This window comes from Streptomyces sp. NPDC045778 (assembly GCF_056431945.1).
In genome coordinates this window covers 56,595-79,664 of the sequence record NZ_JBWKJZ010000022.1, presented here as the reverse complement: position 1 = coordinate 79,664, position 23,070 = coordinate 56,595, and the positions used below count along the sequence as shown (strand labels likewise).

Genomic DNA, 23,070 nt, shown 5'->3' with positions numbered 1-23,070 from the left:
CGGGACGATTTGCGTGCGACGCTGTCGCGAGAGGCATATGACTTGAGGGCTCTTGACCGTGCCGGTGCCGGGACTTGGCCGAGTGGCCACCGGGTCCTGACCGTACGGCCGGAGAGGGGACAGACGATGTGCCCGGCTGGTGAACAGGGGTACGCGGGGCATGGCCCCGGGCGCCCCGGAGACCCGCGGCAGGGCTCGTACGTCCGAAGTGCGCGGCGGCGGGCGGCCGGTGCGCGGCGGGCACGCCACGCGCGCCCGCTGCCCCGCGTGCGCCGCTCGCGCCCCCGGCGGCCCGGCCGCGGCGCCTGCGCGGTGCGCGGCGTCCGGACAGCAGAGGGCCCCGGCACCTCGCGGCGCCGGGGCCTGTCCTCCCCTGTGCTGACCCAGAGCCCCGAGCGCTCAGGGTCATCCCCCTCGGGCCGGTCTCCCCGAGCGGCCCGCCTCCCGATGAAGATCTCCCCTCGGCGACGGCGGTCAATCCTTGAGCATGGTCACCCGAACGAGGGGTGTTGGCGGCAAGACGGCCGCTTTCGAATGATAGTTCGATAGCGTGCCGGGGTGCGTGAGCTGAGAACCCGAGCGGAACCAAGGGGGGTGCCTGGGACCATGGTGCGGCGCATCGACGTGACCGGAGCGGGTGGCGTGAGCCTCGCGGCCTGGGAGTACGCCGACCCTCCCAAATCCGGGGAGGCGGAGCGGCGGGGCGGCGTGCTGTTACTGCACGGGCTGATGGGCCGGGCCTCGCACTGGGCGGGCACCGCCCGCTGGCTCTCCGAGCGGCACCGCGCGGTCGCCATCGACCAGCGCGGCCACGGCCGCAGCGAGAAGCCCGCCGACGGCCCGTACACCCGCGAGGCGTACGTCGACGACGCCGAGGCCGCCCTCGAGCAGCTCGCCCTCTCCCCCGCCGTGCTCATCGGCCACTCCATGGGCGCCCTCACCGCCTGGCAGCTCGCCGCGCGCCGCCCCGACCTCGTCCGCGGCCTGATCATCTGCGACATGCGGGCCTCCGCCCTCGGCGCGGCCTCGCAGCGGGAGTGGGAGGCCTGGTTCAAGTCCTGGCCGGTGCCGTTCGCGACGCTCGCGGACGTCCGCAAGTGGTTCGGCGAGGACGACCCCTGGGTGGAGCGGCCCAACCCCTCGCGAGGTGCCTTCTTCGCCGAGGTCATGGCCGAGGGCCCGGACGGCTGGCGGCCCGTCTTCGACCCCGCGCAGATGCTCAAGTCCCGCGAGACGTGGGTGTACGACGCCCACTGGGAGGAGCTGGTGCAGGTCCGGTGCCCCGCCCTCGTCGTCCGCGGGCTCGACGGGGAGCTGGGGCGGGCGGAGGCTCAGGAGATGGTGCGGGTGCTGCCGCGAGGGGTCTATGCGGAGGTGGCCGATGCGGGGCACCTCGTCCACTACGACCGGCCGTCGGGCTGGCGCGAGGCCATCGAGCCCTTCCTGGACAGCCTCCTCCCCGCCGGCTAGGCCCGCCGCCCTCCGGGCCCCGGCCCGGGCGCCCCGGCCTCGCCTGCGCGAGCTGCGGGGCTTGGTGGCTGGTGGCTTCCTGGGGCCGAGCGGAGCGCTTGCCGTCGGCTGGGCGGTGTTTTCCCCCACCCACCCGCCCGTGACGGCCTCGACCCTTGCCTGCCTGGGCCCGGCGCGTGGCGCTTGCCGCCGGGTGGGCGGCCTTCTCCCACCCACCCGCCCGTGACGCCTCGGCCTTGCCTGCCCGGGCCCGACGCATGGCGCTTGCCGCCGGGTGGGCGGCCTTCTCCCACCCACCCGCCCGTGACGCCACGGCCTTGCCTGCCCGGGCCCGACGCGTGACGCTCGCCCCCGGCTGGGCGGTGTTCCCCCACCCGCCCGCCCGTGACGCCTCGGCCTTGCCTGCCCGGGCCCGACGCGTGACGCTCGCCCCCGGCTGGGCGGTGTTCCCCCACCCGCCCGCCCGTGACGCCTCGGCCTTCGCCTGGCTGGCCCGGCGCGTGGCGCTTGCCGCCGGGTGGGTGATACCACCGCTACCGCGGCGGGTTTTCCGCCCTGGCTTCGCCTGCCCGGGCTCGGGGCGTGGCGCTTGCGGCGGGGTGCCCCGGGCCCCCGGCCGAGTGGGGCCTCTCCTGGCGGTTCGGGATCGTGCGGCTGGGTGGGTGGTGCCGCCGCTACCGCGGCGGGTTCTCCCACCCGCCCACCCGAATCTCCCCTGCTTTGCCGGGTTGGCCCCGACGCGGAGCGCTTGCGACTGGGTGCTTCATGGGCCCTGTCCAGGGTGGGGGCGGGGGGTGGGACCGTCCCGTCGCGTGGAGGGCGCCCAGGCCGCGCTACCCGGCTTCGCCGCCTGGGCACGGCGGGGGCCGCACCCCCAGCCCAGGGTGGGGGCGGGCGGGTGGGTCTGTCCCGTGGCGCGGGAGGCGCCCGGGCCGCGCTACCCGGCTTCGCCGCGTGGGCACGGCGGGGCCCCAGCCCAGGGTGGGGGCGGGCGGGCGGGTCTGTCCCGTGGCGCGGGAGGCGCCCGGGCCGCGCTTCCCGGCTTCGCCGAGCTGGCGTCGATGCTGGGGCTCTGCCGGGGGCCCGTAGGCCCTGCCCCCGGGTGGGGGCGGGTGGTGGGACTGTCCCCTGACGCGGCGGAGCCCGGGCCGGGCTTCCCGGCTTCGCCGCCTGGGCACGGCAGGGGCCGTACCTCCTGCCCAGGGTGGGGGCGGGCGGGTGGGTCTGTCCCGTGGCGCGGGAGGCGCCCGGGCCGCGCTACCCGGCTTCGCCGAGCTGGCGTCGAAGCTGGGGCTCTGCCGGGGGCCCGTAGGCCCTGCCCCCGGGTGAGGGCGGGTGGTGGGACTGTCCCCTGACGCGGCGGAGCCCGGGCCGGGCTTCCCGGCTTCGCCGCCTGGGCACGGCAGGGGCCGTACCTCCTGCCCAGGGTGGGGGCGGGCGGGTGGGTCTGTCCCGTGGCGCGGGAGGCGCCCGGGCCGCGCTACCCGGCTTCGCCGAGCTGGCGTCGAAGCTGGGGCTCTGCCGGGGGCCCGTAGGCCCTGCCCCCGGGTGAGGGCGGGTGGTGGGACTGTCCCCTGACGCGGCGGAGCCCGGGCCGGGCTTCCCGGCTTCGCCGCCTGGGCACGGCGGGGGCCGGAGCCCCAGCCCAGGGCGGGTAGGTGGGACTGGACCGTGGCACGGAAGGCGCCCAGGCCCTGCTTCCCGGCTTCGCCACGTGGGCACGGCCGGGGCCGTACCCCCTGCCCAGGGTGGGGGCGGGTAGGTGGGACTGGACCGTGGCACGGGAGGCGCCCCGGTCACGCTTCCCGGCTTCGCCGGGCCGGCGTCGATGCTGGGGCTCTGCCGGGGCCCGTAGGCCCTGCCCTCGGGTGGGGGCGGGTGGTGGGACCGCCCCGTGGCACGGAGGGCACCCGGGCCGAAGCGGGGGCCCAGGGCGGCGCAGCCCCAGGCAGCACGGCGCAATCCCCGCAGCGAAGCACGGCCCCAGGCAGCACCACGCAGCAAAGCGCAACCCCAGGCAACACCGCGCAGCCCCCGCAGCAAAGCCCAACCCCAAGCAACACCACGCAGCCCCCGCAGCAAAGCCCAACCCCAAGCAACACCACGCAGCCCCCGCAGCAAAGCCCAACTCCAGGCAGCACCGCGCGGCCCCGCAGCAAACCCCACCCCCAAGCAACACCGCGCAGTCCAGGCCCGCCCCAGGGACCCGGGGCCGAGGGTCAGGGGCTGAGGCGGTGGAGTGTCCAGGTTCCGTTTTCCTGGGAGTAGCGCAGGCGGTCGTGGAGCCGGTTGGACCGGCCCTGCCAGAACTCGACCGTCGAGGGGCGGACCCGGAACCCGCCCCAGTGCGGCGGCGCGGGCACCTGCTCGCCCTCGGGGTAGCGCGCGGCCAACTCCGCGTACGCCGCGTCGAGTTCGGCGCGGGAGCCGATCACGGAGGACTGCGCGCTGGCCCAGGCGCCGAGCTGGGAACCGTGCGGCCGGCTGCGGAAGTAGCGGACGGTCTCCTCGCGCCCGGTGCGCTCCGCCGTCCCGGTCACGATCACCTGACGGCTCATCGGATGCCAGGGGAAGAGCAGCGACACGTGCGCGTTGCCCGCGATGTCCCGGGCCTTGCGGGACTCGTAGTTGGTGAAGAAGACGAAGCCGCGCTCGTCGAAGCCCTTCAGGAGCACCGTGCGGGAGCTGGGCCGGCCCTCGGCGTCGACCGTGGACACGACCATCGCGTTCGACTCGGCGAGCACCCCCGCCGGGTCCGCCGCCTCCGCGGCCGCCTGCTGGAACCAGCGCGCGAACTGCTGGAACGGCTCGTCGGGGAAGTCGGCCTCGGCGATGCCGTCGGTGAGGTACTGCGCACGCATGGCGGCCAGGTCTACGGCTGCTGCGGACTCGGAGGCGGTTGCGCGGGACTCGGTCACGCGGTCATCTTGCCGTATACGAATGCCGGGGCACGAAGCGGCAGTCGGCGGGCGCGCGGCCCTCCGCGCGCCCCTCCATGAGGTGATGTGTGGCACTGAGTGCCGCAGTCCATCGCGGAGGGTGGCACCAAGGGTTATCGTGCCGAAACCGTCCCGGTTGGGTGACCTCCGGCCGCGCGGGGCATCACCGGGTTACCCCAGAGCATCGCGGGACCACTGGTCACACGCCTCTGTCGTACACATCTCGTCCACATCATGAGGAGCCGCCTGATGTCCGACTTCGTACCCGGACTTGAAGGAGTCGTCGCGTTCGAGACGGAGATCGCCGAACCGGACAAGGAGGGCGGTGCCCTGCGTTACCGGGGCGTCGACATCGAGGACCTGGTCGGTGACGTCTCCTTCGGCAACGTGTGGGGTCTGCTCGTCGACGGCGCGTTCAACCCGGGCCTGCCGCCCGCGGAGCCGTTCCCGATCCCCGTCCACTCCGGTGACATCCGCGTCGACGTGCAGTCCGCGCTCGCCATGCTCGCCCCCGTGTGGGGCCTGCGGCCGCTGCTCGACATCGACGAGGCACAGGCCCGTGACGACCTCGCGCGGGCCGCCGTGATGGCCCTGTCGTACGTCGCCCAGTCCGCGCGCGGGCAGGGCCTGCCGATGGTGCCGCAGCGGGAGATCGACAAGGCCGAGACCGTCGTCGAGCGGTTCATGCGGCGCTGGCGCGGAGAGCCCGACCCGCGGCACGTCCAGGCCGTCGACGCGTACTGGACGTCCGCGGCGGAGCACGGCATGAACGCGTCCACGTTCACCGCGCGGGTCATCGCCTCCACCGGCGCCGACGTCGCGGCCGCGCTCTCCGGGGCCGTCGGGGCCATGTCGGGCCCGCTGCACGGGGGCGCGCCGTCCCGGGTGCTCGGCATGATCGAGGAGATCGAGCGCAGCGGCGACGCCGTGGCGTACGTGAAACAGGCCCTCGACCGCGGCGAGCGGCTCATGGGCTTCGGGCACCGGGTGTACCGGGCCGAGGACCCGCGGGCGCGGGTCCTGCGGCGGACCGCGCGGGAGCTGGGCGCGCCGCGCTTCGAGGTGGCCGAGGCCCTGGAGAAGGCGGCGCTCGACGAGCTGCACGCGCGGCGGCCCGACCGGGTGCTTGCCACGAACGTGGAGTTCTGGGCGGCGATCGTCCTGGACTTCGCCGAGGTGCCGGCGCACATGTTCACGTCCATGTTCACGTGCGCGCGTACGGCGGGATGGTCGGCGCACATCCTGGAGCAGAAGCGGACGGGGCGGCTCGTGCGGCCCTCCGCCCGGTACGTCGGGCCCGCGGCGCGCAGCCCGCGTGACATCGAGGGCTACGCCGACATCACGGGCTGAGCCCCTCGCGGGCGCCCCGCGCGGGCTGCTCAAGGGCCCCCGCGACCAGGTGGCTCCACTGGTGGACCACCCGGTCGCGGCGCGGGGCGTCGTCCGTGAGGAGGTTGGCGAGGCCGAGGCCGCGGGCCATGTCGAGGAGGCCCTGGACGGTCTCGCGGGCCCCGGGCCTGGCCTCGTCGACGGCGAGGAGGTCCACGGCTATGCGGTGCGTCTCGCGGCCCACGCGGGCCTCCAGCTCGGCGACGCGCGGCCCCAGCTGCGGCTCGTTGGACGCGGCCACCCACAGCTGGAGGGCCGCGCGGAACAACGGGCCGGTGTAGAGGTCGACGAGGGCGCGGACGACCGCGGCCCGGTCGGCGGCCCGGGTCCCCTCGGGGAACAGGCCGCGCAGCGCGGCCGACCGCTGCTCGGCGACGTACTCCACGGCGGCCGTGAAGAGGTCCTCGCGGGTCGGGAAGTGGTGCTGGGCCGCGCCCCGGGACACCCCGGCGCGCTCGGACACGACGGTGACCGTCGAGCCGGTCCAGCCGTGTTCGGCCAGGCACGCCACGGCCGCCTCCAGGAGCCGCTGCCGGGTGGCCCGGCTGCGATCCTGCTTGGGTGAGCGGTCGGCCTCCGTCACAGCACCCATGGGCGCTCCCGTCGTTCCAGGAACGCCGCCATGCCCTCCTGTGCCTCGGCCGAGCGGAACCGGCGCGCGGACAGGGTGATGACGGCGTCCGACTCCTCGTCGAATGCGGTCAGAACCTTAGCCGTGAGGAGTTTCTTCGTGTCCGCGAGTGCCCCGGGAGCCGCCTCGCGCAGCCCTCGCAGGACGGGCGCGAGGGCCGCGTCGACGTCGTCGTCGTACGCGGTGACCAGGCCGATGCGGGCCGCCTCCGCCGCGTCGAAGCGCTCGCCGGTGAGGAAGTAGCGGCCGGCGGCCCGCGCGTCCAGGCAGGCGAGGAGCGGTATCGAGATCACCGCGGGGACGACTCCGATGCGCACCTCGGTCAGGGCGAACGAAGACTCCGGACCGCCCGCGACCGCCATGTCGCAGGCGGCCACCAGGCCGAGGCCGCCCGCCCGCACGTGCCCGCGCACCCGCGCCACCACGGGCTTGGGCAGGGTCAGGATCCCCCGCATCAGCGCCACGAACGCCGCAGGGTCGGGCGGCTGCCGCAGGTCCGCGCCCGAGCAGAAGGTCGAGCCCGTGTGCGTGAGGACCACGGCCCGCACCCCGTCGTCCGCCCGGGTCCGCTCCAGGGCGGCCGCCAGCTCGGCGACCAGGTCGGCGGAGAGCGCGTTGCGGTTGGCGGGCGAGTCGAGGGTGAGGGTCACGACGCCCCGTTCGGGCTTTGAGACGGTCACCACGGTCATGGGCGCTTCCCTTCGCCGGGGATCAGTAGGACTTGGGCAGGCCCAGGGTCTGGTGCGAGACGTAGTTCAGGATCATCTCGCGGCTCACCGGGGCGACCCGGGCCACCCGGGACGCGACGATCAGCGAGGCCAGGCCGAACTCCGCCGTCAGGCCGTTGCCGCCGAGCGTGTGCACGGCCTGGTCGACGGACTTCACGCAGGCGTCGGCGGCGGCGAGCTTCGCCATGTTCGCGGCCTCACCCGCCGCCACGTCGTCCCCGCCGTCGTACAGCTGCGCGGCCTTGCGCGTCATCAGGCCCGCCAGCTCCAGGTCGATGTGGCACTGCGCGAGGGGGTGGGCGATCGCCTGGTGCGCGCCGATGGGGATCTTCCACACGGTGCGGTCCTTCGCGTACTCCACCGCGCGGGCGAGGGCGTAGCGGCCCATGCCGAGCGCGAACGCGGCCGTCATGATCCGCTCGGGGTTGAGGCCCGCGAAGAGCTGGAGGAGGCCCGCGTCCTCGTCGCCGACGAGCGCGCCCGCGGGCAGCCGTACGTCGTCGAGGACCAGCTCGAACTGCTTCTCCGCCGCCTTGAGTTCCATGGGGATGGGCCGCCGCTCGAAGCCCGGCGCGTCCCGGTCCACGATGAACAGGCACGGCTTCAGGTTCCCGGTGCGGGCGTCCTCCGTGCGGCCCACGACGAGGGTGGCGTCCGCGATGTCGACGCCCGAGATGAACACCTTGCGGCCGGTCAGGAGCCAGTCGCCGGTCCGGGGGTCCTTGCGGGCGGTCGTCGTGATGCGGTGCGAGTTGGAACCCGCGTCCGGCTCGGTGATGCCGAACGCCATGGTGCGGCTGCCGTCGGCGAGGCCGGGGAGCCAGGCGCGCTTCTGCTCGTCGGTGCCGAAGCGGGCGATGACCGTGCCGCAGATCGCCGGGGAGACCACCAGCATGAGCAGGGGGCAGCCCGCCGCACCCAACTCCTCCAGGACGATGGAGAGTTCGCCGATGCCGCCGCCCCCGCCGCCGTACTCCTCCGGCAGGTTCACACCGAGGTAGCCCAGCTTGGCGGCGTCCGCCCACAGCTCGTCGGGGTGGGCGCCCTCGTTCACGACGCGGGTCAGGTAGTCGCGGCCGTAGCGGCGGCCGAGCGCGGCGACGGCGGCGCGCAGCGCGGTGTGTTCCTCGGATTCCAGGACTGTGCTCATGCCGGTCATGCTGAGACTTCCTCCCGAGACGTGTGCTCTGCTTCCTGTCCCTGTACGACTTCCTGTACGACGGCGAGGAGCGCGCCCACCTCCACCTGCCGGCCCGGCTCCGCGTGCAGCGCGGTCAGCGTGCCGGACGCGGGGGCGGTGACGCGGTGCTCCATCTTCATGGCCTCCAGCCAGATCAGCGGCTGCCCCGCGGTGACCTCGGCGCCCTCGGCGAGCCCCTCGGCCAGCCGGACGACGGTTCCCGGCATGGGCGCGAGCAGCGAGCCGGGCTCCTGCCGGACGGTCGGCTCCGGGAGCGGGGGCAGCGCCACCAGGGCCACGTTGCCGACGTAAACCCGGCCGGTGTCGTCGTAGCGCGAGACCGTGAACTCCCGTCGTACGCCGTCGATTTCGAGGGCGACCCGCTCGGGGGCCACGGTGAGGACGCGGACGCCCTCGGCCCGCAGGCCGTCCCTGGTGTGGGTGTAGCGCACCTCGTGCTCGGTGCCGTCGGCCACGCGGCGGTACCGCTTCACCTGCGGCTGCGAGCGCAGGGTGCGGAAGCCGCCGAAGCGGGAGCGGCCGCAGGAGTCGGCGAGGGCGGCGGCCAGCGGGGCGTGGCGGACCTGCGGGCCCGCGTCGGCCGTGGTCAGATCGGGCAGGTGCCGGTCGTAGAACGACGTGTCCATGCGGGCGGCGGTGAACTCGGGGTGCCGCAGCGAGCGGACGAGCAGCTCCCGGTTGGTGACGGGCCCGTGGACGACGGTCCGCTCCAGGGCGCCGGCGAGCTTGCGGACGGCCTCGGCGCGCGTGGGCGCGTGCGCGACGACCTTCGCGAGCATGGCGTCGTAGTGCACGCCGACCTGGTCGCCGTCCGCGTACCCCGCATCCAGGCGCACCCCGTCGGGTACGGCGAGGCGGTGCAGGGTGCCGGTCTGCGGGGCCCAGCCGGCCGCCGGGTCCTCCGCGTACAGGCGGGCCTCCACGGCGTGCCCGACGGGCCGGGGCGGGTGCGGCCCCTCCAGGGCATGGCCCTCGGCGACGCGGAGCTGGAGGGCGACCAGGTCCAGGCCGCACACCTCCTCGGTGACCGGGTGCTCGACCTGGAGGCGGGTGTTCATCTCCAAGAAGTGCGGGGTGCCGTCGGCGGCGACGAGGAACTCGACGGTGCCCGCGCCCCGGTAGCCGACCTTGGTGGCCGCGCGCGTGGCGAGGGCGTGCAGGCGCTCGACGAGCGTGTCGGGAAGGCCGGGCGCCGGGGCCTCCTCGATGACCTTCTGGTGGCGGCGCTGGAGCGAGCAGTCGCGCGTCCCGAGCGGCCACACGGTGCCGTGCGCGTCGGCGACGAGCTGCACCTCCACGTGCCGCCCGCCCTCCACGTACGGCTCGACGAACACCTCGCCGTCCCCGAAGGCGCTCGCGGCCTCGGCCCGCGCTGCCGCCAACTCGCTTGTCAGGTGGTGGAGTTCGCGTACGACGCGCATGCCGCGGCCGCCGCCGCCGGCCGCCGCCTTCACCAGGACCGGCAGGTCCGCCTCGGTGACGTCCTCGGGGGACAGCGGCGCGAGCCCCATCAGCTCCTTGGCGCGGGTCTTGGAGGCCATGGCCTCGATGGCCTGCGGGGGCGGCCCGACCCAGGTGAGCCCGGCATCGGTGACCGCGCGGGCGAACGCGGCGTTCTCGGACAGGAAGCCGTAGCCGGGGTGGACCGCGTCGGCGCCCGTCGCCCCGGCCGCGGCGACGAGCAGGTCGCCGCGCAGATAGGTGTCGGCCGGTGCCGCGCCGGGCAGGCGTACGGCCTCGTCGGCCGCGCGGACGTGCAGGGCGCCGGCGTCGGCGTCGGAGTACACGGCGACGGTGGCGACGCCCAGCTCCCGGCAGGTGCGGAAGACCCGGACGGCGATCTCGCCCCGGTTGGCCACGAGCAGCTTCGATATCACGGGCATCGCCTCTCACATGCGGAAGACGCCGAAGCCGCCGCGCGCGCCTTCGTAGGGGGCTGTGTGCAGGGCCGACAGGCAGATGCCGAGGACGGTGCGGGTGTCGCGCGGGTCGATCACGCCGTCGTCGTAGAGCCGCCCGGAGAGGAACATCGGCAGGGACTCCGCCTCGATCTGCTGCTCCACCATGGCGCGCAGGGCCGTGTCGGCCTCATCGTCATAGGGCTGCCCCTTCGCCGCCGCCGACTGCCGGGCCACGATCGACAGAACGCCCGCGAGCTGCTGCGGGCCCATGACGGCGGACTTGGCGCTGGGCCAGGCGAAGAGGAAGCGGGGGTCGTAGGCACGGCCGCACATGCCGTAGTGCCCGGCTCCGTACGAGGCGCCCATGAGGACGGACAGGTGCGGGACCCGCGAGTTGGACACCGCGTTGATCATCATCGAGCCGTGTTTGATGATGCCGCCCTGCTCGTACTCCTTGCCGACCATATAGCCGGTGGTGTTGTGCAGGAAGAGCAGCGGGATGTCGCGCTGGTTGGCGAGCTGGATGAACTGCGCGGCCTTCTGCGACTCCGCGGAGAACAGCACGCCCTGGGCGTTGGCGAGGATCCCCACGGGATAGCCGTGCAGGCGCGCCCAGCCGGTGGTGAGCGAGGTCCCGTACAGGGGCTTGAACTCGTCGAAGTCGGAGCCGTCGACGATCCTGGCGACGACCTCGCGCGGGTCGAAGGGGGTGCGCAGGTCGCCGGGGACGACGCCGAGGAGTTCGTCGGGGTCGTACTTCGGGGCTTCGGCGGGCGGCGGATCGGCGTACGCCTTGCGCCAGTTGAGGCGGGCCACGACCCGGCGGGCCTGGCGCAGCGCGTCGTGCTCGTCCTGCGCGAGGTGGTCGGCGAGGCCGGAGGTGCGGGCGTGCATCTCGGCGCCGCCGAGGGACTCGTCGTCGCTCTCCTCGCCGGTGGCCATCTTCACCAGGGGCGGGCCGCCGAGGAACACCTTCGCACGCTCCTTGACCATGATCACGTGGTCGCACATGCCGGGGACGTACGCGCCGCCCGCGGTGGAGTTGCCGAAGACCACGGCGATCGTCGGGACGCCCGCAGCCGAGGCCTGCGTGAGGTGTTTGAAAAGGGCGCCGCCCGGGATGAAGATGTCCTTCTGCGAGGGCAGGTCCGCGCCGCCGGACTCCACGAGGTGGATCGAGGGGAGCCGGTTCGCCTGCCCGATCTCGTGGGCGCGGAAGGCCTTCTTCAGCGTCCAGGGGTTGCTGGCGCCGCCGCGCACGGTCGGGTCGTTGGCGGTGATGAGGCACTCGACGCCCTCGACGACGCCGATGCCGGTCACCATGGACGCGCCGACGGGGTACTCGCTGCCCCAGGCCGCGAGCGGCGACAGCTCCAGGAAGGGCGTGTCCGGGTCGAGGAGCAGCTCGATCCGCTCCCGGGCGAGGAGCTTGCCGCGCCCGCGGTGGCGCCGCACGTACTTCTCGCCGCCGCCCTCCAGGGCCTTGGCCTGCTCGGCGTCGAGTTCGGCGAGCTTGGCGAGCATGGCCTCGCGGTGGGCGGCGTACTCGGGGCTCGCGGTGTCGAGCGCGGACGCGAGGACGGTCACAGGAGCACCTCCGGTATGTCCAGGTACCGGGACCGCAGCCATTCGGCGAGGCCCTTCGCCTGGGGGTCGAAGCGGGACCGCGAGGCGACACCCTCGCCGAGGATGCCGTGGACGGTGAAGTTGAGGGCGCGGAGGTTCGGCAGGAGGTGCCGGGTGACCTCCAGGGGCCCGCTCTCGGGGATCAGCTCCTTGAACGCGTCGGCGGTCAGCCGGTGGGCCAGCCAGCGCCAGGCGTCGTCGGTGCGCGCCCACACCCCCACGTTCGCGTCGCCGCCCTTGTCGCCGCTGCGGGCGCCCGCCACGTACCCGAGCGGGACCCTGCGGGTCGGTCCTTCGTACGCCAACGGCGCGGGCAGCGGCGGCGGTTCGGCGTCCGCCAGGGCGCGGGTCACGGCCGCCGCCGGTATGTCCACGCGCCGTCCGTCCGGGAGGACCGCCACGTGCCGTACGGTGCCCGCGGGGACGTACGCCGCCTCGAACACCCCGTACGGCGTGCCCTTGCCGGGCGGGGCCGTGACGTGGAAGCCCGGGTAGCTGCCGAGGGCCAGCTCCACGGTGGCGCCGCTGAGGGCGCGGCCCACCGCCGCCGCGTCGGGGTCGCGGACGACGAGCCGCAGCAGCGCGCTCGCGCTCTCCTCGGTGGCGGCGTCGCGGTGGTCGGTGCGGGCCAGCTCCCAGCGGACCTCGGCCGGGCGGGACTTGACGCTGCCGAGGGCGTCCTCGACCTGGGCGCGGACCAGCTCGGCCTTGGCGTCGACGTCGAGCCCGGTGAGGACGAACACGACCTCGTTGCGGTACCCGCCCAGGCGGCTCAGGCCGACCTTGAGGGCGGGGGGCGGGGGCTCGCCGGTGACGCCCTCGACGCGGACGCGGTCGGGCCCGTCCTGCCGCAGCCGTACGGAGTCCAGGCGCGCGGTGACGTCGGGGCCCGCGTACCGGGCGCCTGAGGTCTCGTAGAGGAGCTGCGCGGTGACCGTGCCGACGTCCACGAAGCCGCCGGTGCCGTCGTGCTTGGTGATGACGCTGGAGCCGTCGGCGTGGACCTCGGCGAGCGGGAAGCCGGGGCGGCGCAGCGCGGCGGGGTCGTGCTCGGTGAAGAACGCGTAGTTGCCGCCGGTGGCCTGGGTGCCGCACTCCAGGACGTGCCCGGCGACGACGGCGCCCGCGAGCGCGTCGTACGCGTCCGGGACCCAGCCGAAGTGGGCGGCGGCGGGCCCGGTGACGAGGGCGGCGTCGGTGACCCGCCCCGTCACCACGACGTCGGCGCCCGCGCGCAGGGCCTCGGCGATGCCGAAGCCGCCGAGGTAGGCGTGGGCGGTCAGGGCTCCGGGGAAGCGGGCGCCCAGGTCGTCGCCCTCCACGTGCGCCACGCGCGTGGGCAGGCCGAAGCGGGCCGCCGCCGCGCGCAGGGCCTTGGCGAGCCCGGCCGGGTTCAGGCCGCCCGCGTTGGTGACGATGCGCACGCCCCGGTCGTGGGCCTCGCCCAGGCACTCCTCCATCTGCTTCAGGAAGGTCTTGGCGTAGCCGAGGTCGGGGTCCTTGAGGCGGTCGCGGCCGAGGATGAGCATGGTCAGCTCGGCGAGGTAGTCGCCGGTCAGGACGTGGAGGGGGCCGCCGGTGAGCATCTCCCGCACGGCGTCGAAGCGGTCGCCGTAGAAGCCGGAGGCGTTGCCGACGCGCAGGGGCCCGGGGGCCGTCACCGCCGCCCGCCCTTCGGCGCGCGCCCCGCGCCGGGCGGTCCGGCGAACGCCTGGGCGATGTCCAGCCAGCGGTCGGCGTCGGCGCCATCGGCGCGCAGGGCGAGGTCGCCGCGGTGGGCGCGCCGGGTGACCAGGAGGCAGAAGTCGAGCGCGGGCCCGGTGACGCGCTGGGCCGCGTCCTCGGGCCCGTACGTCCACGACGAGCCGTCAGGCGCGGCGAGTTCGACGCGGAACTCCTCGCCCGGGGCGTCAAGGCCGCGAACGGCGTACGCGTAGTCCCGCGCCCGCACCCCGATCCGGGCGACGTGCCGGAGCCGGGCCGTGGGGGCGCGGGTCACGCCCAGCGCGTCGGCGACGTCCTGGCCGTGGGCCCAGGTCTCCATGATCCGCGCGGTGGCGACGGACGCGGGCGACATCGGCGGCCCGTACCAGGGGAAGCGAGCCCCGGCGGGGGCCGCGCGCAGGGCCCGCTGGAGCGCGTCGCGGCCGGTGCGCCAGCTCTTGAGGAGTACGGCGGGCGGCTGCGCCGCGCCCTCGCGGGCACCGTCGTCGACGAAGGTGTCCGGCGCCCGAAGCGCGGCGGCAGCCTCCCCGGCGAACGCCTCGGCGTCGGTCGCGGCGAGCAGCGCGGCCCGGTCGGTCCAGGCGAGGTGCGCGATCTGATGGGCGACGGTCCAGCCGGGCGCGGGCGTGGGCAGGGCCCACCGCCCGGGCTCCAAGTCACCGACGAGGCAGTCGAGTTCGTCGCTCTCATCACGCAGATCGTCGAGTACGCCGATGACGGCGCGGGCATCGGACACGGTGCGCTCCCCTCAGGGCACGGCGGTGTGCCCTGGGAGCATGGCAGTGCCCGGAGAAACAATCAAGCGTGCTTGGATTATTTTCCCGGAGGCGCCTTGCCCTCGCCGGCCGGGACCTGCGCCGGAGCCGAACCCGCCTGCCCGGCCCCGTTCTTGACCTCCTCCGGGATGCCCTTCGCCCGCCCCCGCCCCACCTGTGTCCGCACCGCGCCCATGCTTGCTGCGATGACCAGGGTGATGGCCAGGCCCTCGGTGAGGGTCAGGTCCTGGTTGAGGATGAGGAAGCCGGCGACGGCCGCTATGGCCGGTTCCAGGCTCATCATGACCGCGAAGGTGGACGCGGGCAGGCGTCTGAGGGCGAGGAGTTCGAGGGTGTAGGGCAGCACGGAGGACATCACGGCGACGGCCGCCGCGAGGCCCAGGGTGCTGGGCACGGTGAGCTTCGAGCCGGACTCCACGATGCCGAACGGGAGGGCGAGCACGGCGCCGACGGCCATGGCCAGGGCGAGGCCGTCGGCCTGGGGGAAGCGGCGGCCGGTGCGGGCGCTGAAGACGATGTACACCGCCCAGGCGGCCCCCGCGGCGAGCGCGTAGGCCACGCCGACGCGGTCGAGGCCGTCGAAGCCGCCGCCCCCGCCGAGCAGGAAGACGCCGCAGAGGGCGAGCCCGGCCCAGACCACGTTCACCAGGCGGCGGGAGGCGAGGACGGAGAGCGCGAGCGGGCCGAGCACTTCGAGGGTGACGGCCGGGCCGAGCGGGATGCGGGCGACGGCCTGGTAGAAGAGGCCGTTCATGGCGGCGACGGTGGCGCCGAAGGCCAGGACCGTGCCCCAGTCGGCGCGCGAGTGCCCGCGGACGCGCGGCCTGCACACGACGAGGAGGATCACCGCGGCGAAGAACAGCCGCAGCGTCACCACGCCGAGCGCGCCCGCGCGGGGCATCAGGCTGACGGCGACGGCCCCGCCGAACTGCACGGACACGCAGCCCGCGAGCACGAGCCCGACGGGTCCGAGCGCGGCCCGGCGCGCCCCGCCGTCCCCGGGCGCGCCCCCGGGCGCGGCCCCGGCCGCGCCCGCCGTCTCCGGCTGCCCCACCGTGACGGGGGCGGCCACGGCCGCCTCCACCGCCCCGTCCGTCCGCGATACGTTCACGCCGAGCCCGCCTCACAGTCCATCTTTCTGCACTCGCACGTACAAGGTAATGGACTACGCCGGGGATGTCGAAGGTGTTGCGCAGCCTGCGGATCCCGGGCCGTGCCGTCAGACCTCGTCGTCCAGGGCCTCCGCGAGGACCTCTGCCAGATGGCGTCCGCGCACCCCCGCCAGCTGCTCCAGCTGCGTACGGCAGGAGAACCCGTCCGCCAGGATCGCGGCACCGGGGCCCGCCGCGGCCACCGACGGCAGGAGCTGCTCGTCGGCGCAGGCCTTCGACACCTCCCAGTGGCCCTTCTCGAAGCCGAAGTTCCCCGCGAGACCGCAGCAGCCGCCGCTCAGGGCGCCCGTCAGGCCCGCCTTCTCGCGCAGCCTCCGGTCGGCGGCGTCGCCCAGGACCGCGTGCTGGTGGCAGTGGGTCTGGCCCGCCACGGGCCGGTCCAGGCGCGGGGGCCGCCAGTCGGGGGCGTACTCCTCCAGGGCCTCGGCGAAGGTGCGGACGGAGTCGGCGAGCAGGCGCGCGTGCGGGAAGTCGCGAGACTCGCCCGCGAGGTCCACCAGGTCCGTCTTCAGGGCCGCCGCGCAGCTCGGCTCCAGGACGACGACCGGGGTGCCCGCCTCCAGGACCGGGTGCATCCGGGCGAGGGTGCGCCGCTGCACGGCACGGGCCCGGTCGAGCTGGCCCGTGGAGACGTACGTCAGACCGCAGCACACGTCCTGCGGGGGGACGTGGACGGTCAGGCCCGCAGCCTCCAGGACGCGTACGGCCGCCTGCCCCACGGCGGGCGCGAAGTGGTCGGTGAACGTGTCCGGCCACAGCACCACCGCCCGCCCCGCGCCTCCCGCGCCCTGCCGCCCGCGCCACCAGCGGCGGAACGTACGAGGAGCCACCCGCGGCAGCGCGCGGCGCGGCTCGATACCGCCCAGGCGCTTGGCCAGGGCCGCGAGCGGGGGCAGCGCCGCCAGGGCGTTGACGAGGCGCGCGGTGCGCGTGGCCGCGACGGCGCGCAGCCAGCGCGGCAGCCAGCCGAGGGCGTAGTGCGCGGCGGGCCGCGGCCGGCCCGCGTAGTGGTGGTGCAGGAACTCCGCCTTGTACGTGGCCATGTCCACGCCCACCGGGCAGTCGGACGCACAGCCCTTGCAGGACAGGCACAGGTCGAGCGCGTCCCGCACCTCCGTCGAGCGCCAGCCGCCGGTGACCACCTCGCCCGCGAGCATCTCGTGCAGGAGGCGGGCGCGGCCGCGCGTGGAGTGCCGCTCCTCGCCGGTCGCGCGGAACGACGGGCACATGACGCCGCCCCCCGCCGCAGGCGTCGGCGTCGTCGGCGTACGGCACTTGGCGACGCCCACGCAGCGGCGCACGGCGGCGGTGAAGTCGCCGTTGTCGTGCGGGTAGGCGAAGGCCGTGGCCGGCGGGCCCACCGGTTCGCGCGGCAGGACGGCGAAGCGGAGGTTGTGGTCGAGGGGGGCCGGGCGGACCAGGATGCCCGGGTTGAGCAGGCCCGCGGGGTCCCAGAGGCCCTTGGCGCGAGCGAAGAGCCGCACCAGATCAGGGCCGTACATCCGGGGCAGCAGCTCCGCGCGGGCCTGCCCGTCGCCGTGCTCGCCCGACAGGGAGCCGCCGTGCGCGACGACGAGGTCCGCGAGGTCCTCGGAGAACCGCCGGAAGCGGGCCACGCCGGGGGGCGTGAGCAGGTCGAAGTCGATGCGGACGTGGATGCAGCCGTCGCCGAAGTGGCCGTACGGGGTGCCGCGGAGGCCGTGCTCGGTGAGGAGGGCGCGGAAGTCCTTGAGGTAGGGGCCGAGGCGGGTGGGCGGGACCGCGCAGTCCTCCCAGCCGGGCCAGGCCTCGCTGCCGTCCGGCATCCGGGTCGCCGTGCCCGCCGCGTCCTCGCGCACGCGCCACAGGCCGCGCTGCGCCGCCGCGTCGGTGACCACCACCGCGTCCCCGCAGTCCGCCGCCCGCGTGATCGCGGCGGCCCCCGCGCGCGCCTCCGCCGGGGTGTCGCCGCCGGTCTCCACGAACAGCCAGGCGCCGCCCTTGGGCAGGCCCTCCGCGTCCCGTACGAGATCCGCCGCCATGCCCTCGACCGTCAGCGGCCCGTACGGGAGCAGTCCCGCGGCCGCCTGGGCCGCCGCGCTCTCGTCGGCGTACCCCAGGACCGCGAGCGCGCGGGCGCGCGGGGCCTCGACCAGGCGGACCGTGGCCTCCGTGAGCAGGCCGACGGTGCCCTCGGCGCCGCAGAAGAAGCGGGTCAGGTCGGGGCCGCCGCCCTCCGGGAGCAGGGCGTCGAGGGCGTAGCCGGAGATGCGCCGGGGCAGGTCGGGGAAGCCCGTCCGCAGGAGCGCGAGGTGGGTGTCGACGAGGGCGCGCAGCCCCTCGGGGGCGCCGTCCCAGGTGCCGGGGGCGAGTGTGACGGCGGCGCCGTCGCCCCGCACTACGGCCAGCTCCCTGACGTTGTCCGCCGTCGTCCCCCAGGCCACCGAGTGCGCTCCGCAGGAGTTGTTGCCGATCATCCCGCCGAGGGTGCAGCGGCTGTGCGTCGACGGGTCGGGGCCGAAGGTGAGGCCGTGCGGGGCCGCGGCGGCGCGGAGCGCGTCCAGGACCACGCCCGGCTGGACCCGGGCCGTCCCGGCCTCCGGGTCGAGGTCCACGATCTCCGTCATGTACGCGGTGAAGTCGAGCACCACGCCCGTGCCGGTGGCCTGCCCCGCGATGGAGGTGCCGCCGCCCCGGGCCACCACGGGCACGCCGTGCTCGCGGCAGACGGCCAGGGCCGCGGCGACGTCCGCCGCGTCGCGCGGGGCGACCACCGCCGTGGGGACCCTGCGGTAGTTGGAGGCGTCCATGGTGACCAGGGCCCTCGCCGTGGGCGTCGCGTCCACGCCGCCGCGCACCGCACGACGCAGCGCCCGCACCAGTTCCGTCTCCTCACCCATGCCCGGAGCCTGCCCCCACCCGCCACCCGGGTAACGGACCCGGCCGGGCCCCTGCGGAACGGCCGCACGACACCTCGGCGCTGTGCCCACCCCTCCCCAAGCTCTCGGCTTCGCTCGAGCAGGGGATGCCCCACTCGCCCTGCGGGACGACTGCCCACAGCGGGGCGGGCGAGCGCCGCGGACCGGACCCACCACCCGCCCCCGCCCGGGGTGTGGGGGCCCAGCCCCGCAACGCAGGGGAGATTCGGGCGGGCGGGTGGGAAAACCCGCCGCGGTAGCGGCGGAAGCCGGCCGCCGGGCCGCAGCGCGAAGCGCCGGGGCCCAGCCCCGCAACGCAGGGGAGATTCGGGCGGGCGGGTGGGAAAACCCGCCGCGGCAGCGGCGGAAGCCGGCCGCCGGGCCGCAGCACGAAGCGCCGGGGCCCAGCCCCGCAACGCAGGGGAGATTCGGGCGGGCGGGTGGGAAAACCCGCCGGGTCGGGAAGCCACGCGCCGGGCAGGCGCGGGTGGGCCCCGGCGGCTGCGGGACGGGGCGTCTCGGGGGGTGGACGGGGCCCGCGCGGGGCCCCCGCGGCCGGATAGGCTCGCGGCGTGGCTGAGATCGAGATCCCCGCAGACATCAGGCCCACCGACGGACGCTTCGGCGCGGGCCCCTCCAAGGTGCGGCCGGAGGCGCTGAGCGCCCTGGCCGCCACCGGCACCTCCCTGCTCGGCACCTCGCACCGCCAGGCCCCGGTGAAGAACCTGGTCGGCCGCGTGCGCGAGGGCGTGCGCGAGCTGTTCCAGCTGCCGGACGGCTACGAGGTGATCCTGGGCAACGGCGGCTCCACCGCGTTCTGGGACATCGCGACGCACGGGCTGATCGAGAACAAGTCGCAGCACCTCTCCTTCGGCGAGTTCTCCTCCAAGTTCGCGAAGGCGGCCAAGCTGGCCCCGTGGCTCGCGGAGCCGACGGTGATCTCCTCGGACCCCGGCACGCACCCGGACCCCGAGGCCGAAGAGGGCGTGGACGTCTACGCGTTCACGCACAACGAGACCTCCACCGGCGTCGCCGCCCCGATCGCGCGGGTGGCGGGCGCCGACGAGGGCGCGCTCGTCCTGGTGGACGCCACGTCGGGCGCGGGCGGCCTGCCGGTCGACACCGCCGAGACGGACGTGTACTACTTCGCCCCGCAGAAGTCGTTCGCGTCGGACGGCGGCCTGTGGATCGCCGCGTTCTCCCCCGCCGCGATCGAGCGGGCGCAGCGCGTGCACGCGAGCGGCCGCCATGTGCCGGAGTTCTTCAGCCTGCCGACGGCGATCGACAACTCGCTCAAGAACCAGACGTACAACACCCCCGCGCTGGCCACGCTGTTCCTGCTCGGCGAGCAGCTGGACTGGATCAACGGCCAGGGCGGCCTGGACTGGGCGGTGCGCCGCACCGCCACCTCCGCCCGCACCTTGTACGGCTGGGCGGAGGAGTCGAAGTACGCGACGCCGTTCGTCACGGACCCGGCGAAGCGCTCGCAGGTGATCGGCACGATCGACTTCGCCGACGAGATCGACGCGGCGGCGGTCGCGAAGGCGCTGCGCGCGAACGGCATCGTGGACACGGAGCCGTACCGCAAGCTGGGCCGCAACCAGCTGCGCGTCGCGATGTTCCCGGCGATCGACCCGGCGGACGTCGAGGCGCTGACGCGCTGCGTGGACCACGTGATCGAGAAGCTGTAACGGCACGCTTGGCACACGGCACCCAGACGCGGCGAAGGGCCCGGCACGCATCGAGCGCGCCGGGCCCTTCGCCGTCCCCGCCCCTTCAGCGTCCCCCGCGACTCACCGGCTCAGCGCCTTGAACTTCCGTACCGCGAGCGGAAGGAAGAGCGCCGTCACGGCCAGCGGCCACGCCACCGACATGAGGACGGCGTGCTGCTCGACCCAGCTGGTGCCGCCCGCGCCCGGGTTGCCGAACAGCTCCCGGGCGGCCGTGCCCGTGGACGACACCGGGTTCCACGCGGCGACGGGGCCGAGCCAGTCGGGCATCAGGGACGGCGCCACGAACACGCTGGAGACCATCGTGAGCGGGAAGGCCACCGCGTACAGGCCGCCCGCCGCCTCCGGGGTCGGCACGACGAAGCCGAGCCACACGCCGACCCAGATCAGGCTGAAGCGCAGGAGAAGCAGCAGGCCGAAGGCGGCCACGGCGTCACCCACGCCCTGGTCGGGGCGCCAGCCGATGGCCACGGCCGTGAGCGCGAGGATCGTCAGCTCGGCGCAGGCCACCACGAGGTCGGCGACCCCGCGCCCCGCGGCCACGGCGGAGGGCGCCATCGGCATGGAGCGGAAGCGGTCGATGACGCCCTTGGACGCGTCGGTGACGACGCCCATCGCGGTGTTCATGAAGCCGAAGGCCATCGTCATCACGAACATGCCGGGCATCAGGAAGTCGCGGTAGTCGCCGGAGCCGCCCTCGCCGCCGGGCACCTTCATCGCCTCGCCGAAGACGAATCCGTACAGGAGCACGCTGATGATGGGGAAGCCCAGCTGCCAGGCGATGAGGACGGGCTGGCGCTGGAAGTGGGTCAGATAGCGCCGGGCGATGTTCAGGGTGTCGGCGACGGCCCAGTAGGCCCGGCCGCGCGCGGGCCCCGCGTCCGGATTCAGGTCCAGGTCCAGGTCCCGGGTCAGTACGCCGCTCATGCCGCCGCCCCCGTCCGTGCGGTCTCCGCGCTCTTGGCGCCCGTCAGCTTCAGGAACACGTCGTCGAGGCTCGGCCGCCGCAGCCCCACGTCGTCCACGGCGACGCCCTCGTCCCGCAGGGCGCGGGCGACGTCGGCGAGGGCGCCCACGCGGTCGGTGACCGCGGCCCGCACGCGGCGCTCGGCGTCGACCGTCTCCGGTTCGCCGTCGGCGACGCGTGCCACGGCCTTCACCGCGGCGGGCAGGTCGGCGGCCTCGCTGACGACGACCTCCAGGTGGCTGCCACCGACCTTGGCCTTCAGGCCGTCGGGGGTGTCGTCGGCGATGGCCCGGCCCTGGTCGATGACCGTGACGCGGGACGCGAGGCGGTCGGCCTCCTCCAGATACTGCGTGGTGAGCAGGACGGTCGTCCCGCCCGCCACCAGGTCCCGTACGGAGTCCCACACCTCGCTGCGGCTGAGCGGGTCGAGGCCGGTGGTCGGCTCGTCGAGGAAGAGCACGGACGGCGCGAGGATCATCGAGGCGGCGAGGTCCAGGCGGCGCCGCATGCCGCCGCTGTACTGCCCGGCGCCCTTGTCGGCGGCGGCTTCGAGGCCGAACCGCTCCAGCAGCTCCTGGGCGCGGCGCGCGGCCCTGCGCGGGCCGAGGTGGAAGAGGCGGCCGAACATCTCCAGGTTCTGCCGGCCGGTGAGGATCTCGTCCACGGCCGCGTACTGGCCCGTCAGGCCGATGCGGCCGCGCACGGTGGCCGCGTCGCGCACGACGTCGGCGCCGCCGACCGTGGCGAGGCCGCCGTCGGGGCGGACCAGGGTGGCCAGGATGCGCACGGCCGTGGTCTTGCCCGCGCCGTTCGGCCCGAGCAGGCCGTGGACCGTGCCGTGCGCGACGGTCAGGTCGAAGCCGTCCAGCGCCTTCTTGTCCCGGTAGTGCTTCTCCAGGCCGCGGGCCGCCACCGCGAACTCCCCGCGCGGGTGCTTCCCGTGTGCGTGCCCCCCGTGCGTCTGCTCACGCATCACCGCTCCACCATCCGTTCCCCCTCGTCACGCCCTTGTCGAGCCTTGGCCGGACCCTTCCGAGTACACCGTACCCAATGAAGAGTACACCGTACCCAGTTTCCGCCCAAGGGCTTATCGTGAGATCCATGACGACCACGGAGACCAGCGGCAGCGGCGACATCACACGCAGCCTCGAACTGCTCTGGGGCGAGGGCGAGCGCCGCGCGCGGGGCCCCAGACCGGCCCTGACGCTCGAGCGGATCGTCACCGCCGCGGTCGAGCTGGCCGACGCGGAGGGCATCGCCGCCGTCTCCATGCGCCGCCTGTCCCAGGAGCTGGGCACCGGCACGATGTCGCTCTACCGCTATCTGCCGGGCAAGGCCGAGCTGCTCGACCTGATGCTCAACCACGTCCAGGCGCCCACCGACGACGACGAGGACGCCGTCACCGTCGCCGACGGCTGGCGCGCGGGCGTGGAGGCGTACGCCCGCGAGGTCCTGGCGCGCCACCGCGCGCACCCCTGGCTGCTCCAGGTCAACCAGGCCCGGCCCGTCCTCGGCCCGAGCGCCGTCGGCGGCCTGGAGAAGGTCCTGTCCCGCATCAAGCCGATGGGCCTGCGGGACCCGGAGCTGATCTCGGTGCTGATCATGGTCGAGGGGTACGTCATCGGGGTCGCGCGCATGCACACGCAGTCGGTGGAGGCCGACGCCGCCGGGCTCTCCGAGAAGGCCTTCTGGGAGAAGCAGGAGTCCGTGCTCGGACGGGTCATGACCAGCGGCCGCTATCCGTTCGTCGCGGGCCTCTCCGAAGACGCGTTCGGCTCGGACTTCGACCACTTCGAGTTCGGCCTCCAGCGGATCCTGGACGGCCTCGACACCCTCGTCGAGCAGCGCGCACGCACGGCGGGGCGCCCCGCCGAGTGACGGGTGACGAGCGACGCGCCGCGCGGGGAACCACGCGGCC

16 protein-coding genes are annotated in these 23,070 nt (G+C 75.0%); 4 read left to right on the top strand and 12 right to left on the bottom strand.

What is annotated here, in order from left to right:
- Window positions 1-606: 606 nt before the first annotated feature.
- On the top strand, window positions 607-1,470 hold the full coding sequence (locus AC07GB_RS26275) for an alpha/beta fold hydrolase (protein ID WP_478849508.1): 864 nt from the start codon (window positions 607-609) through the stop codon (window positions 1,468-1,470).
- A 2,219-nt stretch (window positions 1,471-3,689) separates the two neighbouring features.
- Here the strand turns inward: AC07GB_RS26275 and pdxH are convergent.
- Window positions 3,690-4,331, bottom strand: a complete 642-nt coding sequence (pdxH, locus tag AC07GB_RS26270) for a pyridoxamine 5'-phosphate oxidase (RefSeq protein ID WP_478849646.1) — start codon at window positions 4,329-4,331, stop codon at window positions 3,690-3,692.
- Window positions 4,332-4,658: 327 nt separating this feature from the next.
- Between pdxH and AC07GB_RS26265 the strand changes: the two genes are divergently transcribed.
- A complete protein-coding gene (locus tag AC07GB_RS26265; protein WP_478849506.1) occupies window positions 4,659-5,759 on the top strand; it encodes a citrate synthase 2 in 1,101 nt (366 codons plus the stop codon).
- On the opposite strand, the gene AC07GB_RS26260 is transcribed toward AC07GB_RS26265, so the two are convergent.
- The 9 genes from AC07GB_RS26260 to AC07GB_RS26220 all read right to left on the bottom strand — a co-directional run bounded on the left by AC07GB_RS26260 (window position 5,749) and on the right by AC07GB_RS26220 (window position 18,437).
- A complete protein-coding gene (locus tag AC07GB_RS26260) occupies window positions 5,749-6,390 on the bottom strand; it encodes a TetR/AcrR family transcriptional regulator (RefSeq protein WP_478849504.1) in 642 nt (213 codons plus the stop codon). The genes AC07GB_RS26265 and AC07GB_RS26260 overlap by 11 nt on opposite strands.
- Complete coding sequence (locus tag AC07GB_RS26255) at window positions 6,378-7,118, bottom strand: enoyl-CoA hydratase family protein (RefSeq protein ID WP_478849502.1); 741 nt, start codon at window positions 7,116-7,118, stop codon at window positions 6,378-6,380. The genes AC07GB_RS26260 and AC07GB_RS26255 overlap by 13 nt, the downstream gene beginning before the upstream one ends.
- 22 nt (window positions 7,119-7,140) lie before the next feature.
- On the bottom strand, window positions 7,141-8,307 hold the full coding sequence (locus tag AC07GB_RS26250; protein WP_478849500.1) for an acyl-CoA dehydrogenase family protein: 1,167 nt from the start codon (window positions 8,305-8,307) through the stop codon (window positions 7,141-7,143).
- Window positions 8,308-8,312: 5 nt separating this feature from the next.
- Entirely contained in the window at window positions 8,313-10,235 is a 1,923-nt protein-coding gene (locus AC07GB_RS26245) for an acetyl/propionyl/methylcrotonyl-CoA carboxylase subunit alpha (protein ID WP_478849644.1), read from the bottom strand.
- A gap of 12 nt (window positions 10,236-10,247) precedes the next feature.
- Window positions 10,248-11,846: an acyl-CoA carboxylase subunit beta gene (locus AC07GB_RS26240; RefSeq protein ID WP_478849498.1), complete on the bottom strand. Its 1,599-nt coding sequence runs from the start codon at window positions 11,844-11,846 to the stop codon at window positions 10,248-10,250.
- Window positions 11,843-13,546: an acyclic terpene utilization AtuA family protein gene (locus tag AC07GB_RS26235; RefSeq protein ID WP_478849496.1), complete on the bottom strand. Its 1,704-nt coding sequence runs from the start codon at window positions 13,544-13,546 to the stop codon at window positions 11,843-11,845. Before AC07GB_RS26235 ends, AC07GB_RS26240 begins: the two co-directional genes overlap by 4 nt.
- The gene (locus AC07GB_RS26230; protein ID WP_478849494.1) at window positions 13,543-14,346 is read right to left on the bottom strand and encodes a TIGR03084 family metal-binding protein; all 804 of its coding nucleotides are present in this window, start codon (window positions 14,344-14,346) and stop codon (window positions 13,543-13,545) included. Before AC07GB_RS26230 ends, AC07GB_RS26235 begins: the two co-directional genes overlap by 4 nt.
- A gap of 77 nt (window positions 14,347-14,423) precedes the next feature.
- Window positions 14,424-15,458: an EamA family transporter gene (locus tag AC07GB_RS26225; RefSeq protein WP_478849642.1), complete on the bottom strand. Its 1,035-nt coding sequence runs from the start codon at window positions 15,456-15,458 to the stop codon at window positions 14,424-14,426.
- Between the two features lie 147 nt (window positions 15,459-15,605).
- Window positions 15,606-18,437, bottom strand: a complete 2,832-nt coding sequence (locus AC07GB_RS26220) for an FAD-binding and (Fe-S)-binding domain-containing protein (protein WP_478849492.1) — start codon at window positions 18,435-18,437, stop codon at window positions 15,606-15,608.
- A 590-nt stretch (window positions 18,438-19,027) separates the two neighbouring features.
- Here AC07GB_RS26220 and serC point away from each other — a divergent pair.
- A complete protein-coding gene (serC, locus tag AC07GB_RS26215) occupies window positions 19,028-20,146 on the top strand; it encodes a phosphoserine transaminase (RefSeq protein WP_478849490.1) in 1,119 nt (372 codons plus the stop codon).
- A gap of 102 nt (window positions 20,147-20,248) precedes the next feature.
- Here the strand turns inward: serC and AC07GB_RS26210 are convergent, their stop codons facing one another.
- Both AC07GB_RS26210 and AC07GB_RS26205 read right to left on the bottom strand, forming a co-directional pair.
- Entirely contained in the window at window positions 20,249-21,112 is an 864-nt protein-coding gene (locus tag AC07GB_RS26210; protein ID WP_478849488.1) for an ABC transporter permease, read from the bottom strand.
- Window positions 21,109-22,125, bottom strand: a complete 1,017-nt coding sequence (locus AC07GB_RS26205; protein ID WP_478849486.1) for an ATP-binding cassette domain-containing protein — start codon at window positions 22,123-22,125, stop codon at window positions 21,109-21,111. Before AC07GB_RS26205 ends, AC07GB_RS26210 begins: the two co-directional genes overlap by 4 nt.
- 128 nt (window positions 22,126-22,253) lie before the next feature.
- Here AC07GB_RS26205 and AC07GB_RS26200 point away from each other — a divergent pair, with 128 nt between their 5' ends.
- Window positions 22,254-23,030: a TetR/AcrR family transcriptional regulator gene (locus tag AC07GB_RS26200; RefSeq protein ID WP_478849484.1), complete on the top strand. Its 777-nt coding sequence runs from the start codon at window positions 22,254-22,256 to the stop codon at window positions 23,028-23,030.
- The last annotated feature ends 40 nt before the right edge of the window (window positions 23,031-23,070 follow it).

Bases quoted from the DNA above. Each gene is read 5' to 3' on its own strand.
- AC07GB_RS26200 (WP_478849484.1), top strand. From the start codon at position 22,254: ATGACGACCACGGAGACCAGCGGCAGCGGCGACATCACACGCAGCCTC.
- AC07GB_RS26255 (WP_478849502.1), bottom strand. From the start codon at position 7,118: ATGACCGTGGTGACCGTCTCAAAGCCCGAACGGGGCGTCGTGACCCTC.
- AC07GB_RS26265 (WP_478849506.1), top strand. From the start codon at position 4,659: ATGTCCGACTTCGTACCCGGACTTGAAGGAGTCGTCGCGTTCGAGACG.
- AC07GB_RS26260 (WP_478849504.1), bottom strand. From the start codon at position 6,390: ATGGGTGCTGTGACGGAGGCCGACCGCTCACCCAAGCAGGATCGCAGC.
- AC07GB_RS26250 (WP_478849500.1), bottom strand. From the start codon at position 8,307: ATGAGCACAGTCCTGGAATCCGAGGAACACACCGCGCTGCGCGCCGCC.
- AC07GB_RS26205 (WP_478849486.1), bottom strand. From the start codon at position 22,125: ATGCGTGAGCAGACGCACGGGGGGCACGCACACGGGAAGCACCCGCGC.
- AC07GB_RS26210 (WP_478849488.1), bottom strand. From the start codon at position 21,112: ATGAGCGGCGTACTGACCCGGGACCTGGACCTGGACCTGAATCCGGAC.
- AC07GB_RS26220 (WP_478849492.1), bottom strand. From the start codon at position 18,437: ATGGGTGAGGAGACGGAACTGGTGCGGGCGCTGCGTCGTGCGGTGCGC.
- AC07GB_RS26275 (WP_478849508.1), top strand. From the start codon at position 607: ATGGTGCGGCGCATCGACGTGACCGGAGCGGGTGGCGTGAGCCTCGCG.
- pdxH (WP_478849646.1), bottom strand. From the start codon at position 4,331: ATGCGTGCGCAGTACCTCACCGACGGCATCGCCGAGGCCGACTTCCCC.